Below are 4,732 nucleotides of genomic sequence, written 5' to 3'. Positions count from 1 at the left end.
GCCGTGTCCGTGACCAGCGTGTCCACCGCCTCGGCCGCGCAGATCCAGGCGAACGCCCGCTGTTCCAGCTTGCTGGAATCGGCGGCCACCACCACCCGCTCCGCCCGCTCGCACAGCAGGCGGTTGATCGCCGCCTCGGCCTCGTCGTGCGCCGCGGCCCCGTGCGTCACGTCGAAGGCGACGACGCCGAGCACCGCCACGTCGACGGTGATCTGCCCGAGCACGCCGTCCGCGAGCGGACCGACCAGCTCGTACGACTGGGCGCGGGCCACCCCGCCGGTCAGCACGATCTTGAACTGGGGCCGTACGGCCAGCTCGCCCGCGATGTTCAGCGCGTTCGTCACCACGGTCAGCGCGGGTGTCCCGGACGCCAGGTCGCCGCGCACGGCCAGGGACCGCGCCACCTCGGTGGTGGTCGTCCCGCCGGTCAGCCCGACCGCCTCACCCGGCGCGACCAGGTCCGCCACCGCCTTCGCGATGCGCTGCTTCTCGGAGGCGTGCCGGGCCGTCTTGTAGCGCAGCGGCAGCTCGTACGACACGCCGTGCACCACCGCGCCACCCCGCGTGCGCACCAGCATCTGCTGCTCGGCGAGCCCGTCGAAGTCGCGGCGGATCGTCGCCGCCGACACCCCGAGCTCCGCGGCCGCCTCCTCGACGTCCAGCCGGCCGCGCTCCACGAGCAGGTCCAGCAGCGCCTTCCAGCGGGCGTCGCGCGACATCCGCACCTCCACCTCTCGATCTCCGGCGACCCTAGCGCACCCGATCCCGCCGGATGCTTGATGATGCTCGAAAGCTGGCGATATCTTGCAGGAACAATCAGAGCGGAGGATGCGGCATGACGCATGTCGAGGACGAGCTGACCAGCCAGCCCGAGTGCTGGACACGCGCCGCGGCGCAGGCGGGGCGGTGCGCCGAGGCGCTGCCGGCGCCGGGGGAGCGGGTCGCGATCGTCGGCTGCGGCACCTCGTACTTCATGGCGCAGGCGGCCGCGGCCCTGCGCGAGGGGGCGGGCCAGGGCGAGACCGACGCGTTCGCCGCCTCGGAGTTCCCGCACGGCCGGGCCTACGACCGGGTCGTGGCCCTCACCCGCTCCGGCACCACGACCGAAGTCCTCGACCTGCTGGGCCGGTTGAAGGGCCGCACCCGCACCACTGCGATCACCGCCGACCCGCACACACCGGTGATGACGGCCGCCGACGACCTCGCCGTCCTGGACTTCGCCGACGAACGCTCCGTCGTCCAGACGAGGTTCGCCACCACGGCCCTCACCCTGCTCCGCGCCCACCTGGGCCTCCACCCCCACACCGCCGTCACCGACGCGCGCACCGCCCTGACGGAACCCCTGCCCGAAGGGCTCGTGGAGTGCGCCCAGTTCACCTTCCTGGGACGCGGCTGGACCGTCGGCCTGGCCCACGAGGCCGGGCTGAAGATGCGCGAGGCCGCACTGGCCTGGGCGGAGTCCTACCCGGCGATGGAGTACCGGCACGGGCCCATCAGCGTCACCACGAGCGGAACCGCGACCTGGATGCTCGGAGCTGCGCCCGAGGGGCTGGCGGGACAGGTGCGGTCCACGGGCGGGATGTGGATCGAGGGGCGACTCGACCCCCTCGCCGAACTGGTCCGCGCCCAGCGCCTCGCCGTCGCCGTCGCCGCGTCCCGCGGCCTCGACCCCGACACCCCCCGCCACCTGACGCGCTCGGTGATCCTCGCGCCCTGACCATCGACCCTGGAGACACCGTGCCCCTCACCACCACCGGCGAGCTCGTCACCCGCGCCGCCGCCGCACGTGCGGCCGTCGCCTCCTTCAACGTCATCACCCTGGAACACGTCGAGGCCGTCATCGCGGGCGCCGAGTCCGTGCCCGCCCCCGTCGTCCTCCAGGTCAGCGAGAACGCGGTCAGGTTCCGCGGCGGACGCCTGCTCCCCCTCGCCCGCGCGGCCGTCACCGCCGCCGAACACGCCGATGTACCGGTCGCTCTGCATCTCGACCACGTGCAGAGCGAAGCGCTGCTGCACCAGGCCGCCGACGTCGGCTTCAGCTCCGTGATGTACGACGCGGCCCGGCTGCCCTACGCGGAGAACCTCGCCGCGACCCGGGCGGCCGTCGACTGGGCGCACGCCCGAGGACTGTGGATCGAGGCCGAGTTGGGCCAGATCGGCGGGAAGAACGGCAGACCCCCGCTGGACGCCCACGCCCCGGGCGCCCGCACCGACCCCGACGAGGCCCGGGACTTCGTCGCCGACTCCGGGGTGGACGCCCTGGCGGTCGCCATCGGCAGCGCCCACGCCATGACCACCCGCACCGCCGCTCTCGACCACGCCCTCCTCAAACAGCTCTCCGCCGCACTGGACGTCCCACTCGTCCTGCACGGCTCCTCCGGCGTCCCGGACGGCGAACTCACGGCGGCGGTCGCGGGCGGCATCACCAAGGTCAACATCGGCACCGCCCTGAACGTCGCGCTGACCGGCGCGATCCGCGACTTCCTCGCCGACCGCCCCGAGGCGGTCGACCCGCGCGGCTACCTGACGGTGGCGCGGGAGGCGATGACACGGGCGGTGGCGCGGGCCCTCCAGGTGCTCGGCGCGACTATCGCTTGACGGCCTTCAGCACCACGAACTTCCGGTCGCTCGCCACCAGTTGACTGTTGCCGAACAGCCGCCGCAGCTTGACGTGATAGCCCAGATGCCGGTTGCCGACCACCCACAGCTCACCGCCCGGGCGCAGCGTGCGCCGCGCCCCGGTGAACATCCGCCAGGCCGTGGCGTCCGTCGTCGCCTGGTGGGAGTGGAACGGCGGGTTGTTGAGGACCAGGTCGACACTGCCGGACGGCACGCCCGCCAGCCCGTCGCCCACCCGGAACTCGGCGTGCCCCGGCACCCCGTTCGCCTTGTACGTCGCCTCCGCCGAGGCCACCGCCTGGAACGACTCGTCCACGAACAGCACCTCGGCCGCCGGGTCTTTTCAGGGCCACCGCCGTACCGACCACGCCGTTGCCGCAGCCCAGGTCCACCACCCGCCGGCCACTCCCGTTGCCCGGCAGATGCTGCAGGAAGAACCGGGTGTCTTATGTCGAGCCGGTCCGCGCAGAAGACCCCCGCGTGGTTGACGACGGTGCCTCCCGCCGCCGGGCCGATGCCGTCGGGGAGCGTGTACACGTACGGCCACGGACTGGCGGGCCGCTCCAGGGCGGGATCCGGCGTGCAGAAGATCAGCCGGGCCTTCTTGACGGCGAGCGAGGTGCGGGTCGGACCGAGGATCCGCTCGAACAGCTGGAGCGTCGAGGTGTGGATCTCCTTCACCATCCCCGTGCCCACGACGACCGTCCCCGCGTGCACCGCGGGCGCCAGCCGCAGCAACTGGTCCTCCAGCAGCGCCAGGCTCTTCGGCACCCGCACCAGCAGCACGTCGATCCGCTCCGGCGGCGGATCCTGCGTGGTGAGCAGCCGCACCGCACCGGGCTCCGCCCCGGCCCGAGCGAGGTTCGCCCGGGTCGCCTCCCGCGCCAGGTACGAGTCGGTGATCTGCGCCGGCCGGTGCGCCGCCAGCGCCGTGGCCAGCGCGCCCCAGCGGTCCCCGACGACCACCACCGTGCCCGACAGCGGGACCCGCTCCTCGGCCAGATGACCCAGCAGATACTCGTCGGAGGCGTCCCAGGCACGCAGCCTGTCGCGCGGATCCTCGGGGAAACGGCTCAGCGCGAGCTCGCCCCACGGCGTCGTCATACGGTCGTCCATCGTGCGTCAAGGCTAGCCGAGCCGCAGCTCACCACCGGTGGGGGAGGATGGGAGGCATGGACGCCGAGCTGTTCCCCCGGGAGCGTACGGAGGTCGCACCGGGCGCCGTGCACGTGCCCGACTGGCTGGACACGCGGCACCAGCGCGACCTGCTGGAGGCCTGCCGCACCTGGGCACGCCCACCCGCCGGACTGCGCACGGTCCGCACACCCGGCGGCGGCACCATGACCGCCCGGCAGGTGTGCCTGGGCTGGCACTGGTACCCCTACGCCTACGCCCGCACGGTCGTCGACGGCGACGGCGCCCCGGTCAAGCCGTTCCCCGCGTGGCTGGGCGAGCTCGGCCGCCGGGCGGTGCGGGACACCCTCGGCGAACCGGTGGCGGACTACGACATCGCCCTCGTCAACTTCTACGACGACGACGCCCGCATGGGCATGCACCGCGACAGCGACGAGAAGTCCGACGCACCCGTGGTGTCGCTGAGCCTCGGCGACACCTGCGTCTTCCGCTTCGGCAACACCGACACCCGCACCCGGCCCTGGACCGACCTCGAGCTGCGCAGCGGCGACCTGTTCGTCTTCGGCGGCCCGTCCCGCCTCGCCTACCACGGCGTTCCCCGGGTGCACGCGGGCACGGCACCACCCGGACTGGGACTGACAGGACGGCTCAACATCACGCTCCGGGTCAGCGGGCTGTAAACCGCAGGCCCGGCGGATCATGGGAGACTCGCCCTCATGAGCGGGAAGGCGGACCCCCGGCCGGCGGGGGATGCGAGCACCTCGAGGACGCGGCTGGACCGGGGGCGCTCAGCGCTCGGCCCCGCGCTGGAACTCGTGCACACCGGACGCGCCCCGACCCGGGCCGTGCTCACCGCCGAGCTCGGGGTGACCCGGGCGACGGCCGGTGCGGTCGCCGCCGAACTGGAGGCGCTCGGGCTGATCCGGGTCGACGCCCGGCCCGCCGCCGCGGCCGGCTCGCAGGGCCGGCCCTCGCACAA

Annotated in this window: 4 protein-coding genes and 2 pseudogenes; 4 read left to right on the top strand and 2 right to left on the bottom strand. The window is 73.6% G+C overall.

Annotation, left to right across the window (positions count from 1 at the left end):
* Positions 1-719: DeoR/GlpR family DNA-binding transcription regulator (locus tag SSQG_RS03345; protein ID WP_003988283.1), on the bottom strand; the 719-nt coding region annotated here is incomplete at its 3' end.
* Between the two features lie 116 nt (positions 720-835).
* On the opposite strand from SSQG_RS03345, the gene SSQG_RS03340 reads away from it, so the two are divergent.
* Together SSQG_RS03340 and SSQG_RS03335 are read left to right on the top strand one after the other, a co-directional pair.
* Positions 836-1,717, top strand: a complete 882-nt coding sequence (locus SSQG_RS03340; RefSeq protein ID WP_003988282.1) for an SIS domain-containing protein — start codon at positions 836-838, stop codon at positions 1,715-1,717.
* Between the two features lie 20 nt (positions 1,718-1,737).
* Complete coding sequence (locus SSQG_RS03335) at positions 1,738-2,598, top strand: class II fructose-bisphosphate aldolase (protein ID WP_039931860.1); 861 nt, start codon at positions 1,738-1,740, stop codon at positions 2,596-2,598.
* Here SSQG_RS03335 and SSQG_RS03330 read toward each other — a convergent pair.
* A pseudogene (locus tag SSQG_RS03330) lies at positions 2,588-3,723 on the bottom strand (methyltransferase). The gene SSQG_RS03335 and the pseudogene SSQG_RS03330 sit on opposite strands and share 11 nt — an antisense overlap.
* Before the next feature lie 68 nt (positions 3,724-3,791).
* On the opposite strand from SSQG_RS03330, the gene SSQG_RS03325 reads away from it, so the two are divergent.
* Both SSQG_RS03325 and SSQG_RS03320 read left to right on the top strand, forming a co-directional pair.
* Positions 3,792-4,433: an alpha-ketoglutarate-dependent dioxygenase AlkB family protein gene (locus SSQG_RS03325; protein ID WP_003988278.1), complete on the top strand. Its 642-nt coding sequence runs from the start codon at positions 3,792-3,794 to the stop codon at positions 4,431-4,433.
* Positions 4,434-4,469: 36 nt separating this feature from the next.
* Positions 4,470-4,732, top strand: a pseudogene (locus tag SSQG_RS03320) (ROK family protein); the annotation flags it as partial.

Source organism: Streptomyces viridochromogenes DSM 40736, assembly GCF_000158955.1.
In the GTDB taxonomy this organism is placed as follows: Bacteria; Actinomycetota; Actinomycetes; order Streptomycetales; family Streptomycetaceae; genus Streptomyces; species Streptomyces venetus.
Note: the sequence above shows the minus strand (reverse complement) of the source record. Positions and strands in the feature narration are given on the sequence as shown.

What these genes read in the sequence shown, in the direction of transcription:
- SSQG_RS03340 (WP_003988282.1), top strand. Translation starts at nt 836, where the DNA reads ATGACGCATGTCGAGGACGAGCTGACCAGCCAGCCCGAGTGCTGGACA.
- SSQG_RS03325 (WP_003988278.1), top strand. Translation starts at nt 3,792, where the DNA reads ATGGACGCCGAGCTGTTCCCCCGGGAGCGTACGGAGGTCGCACCGGGC.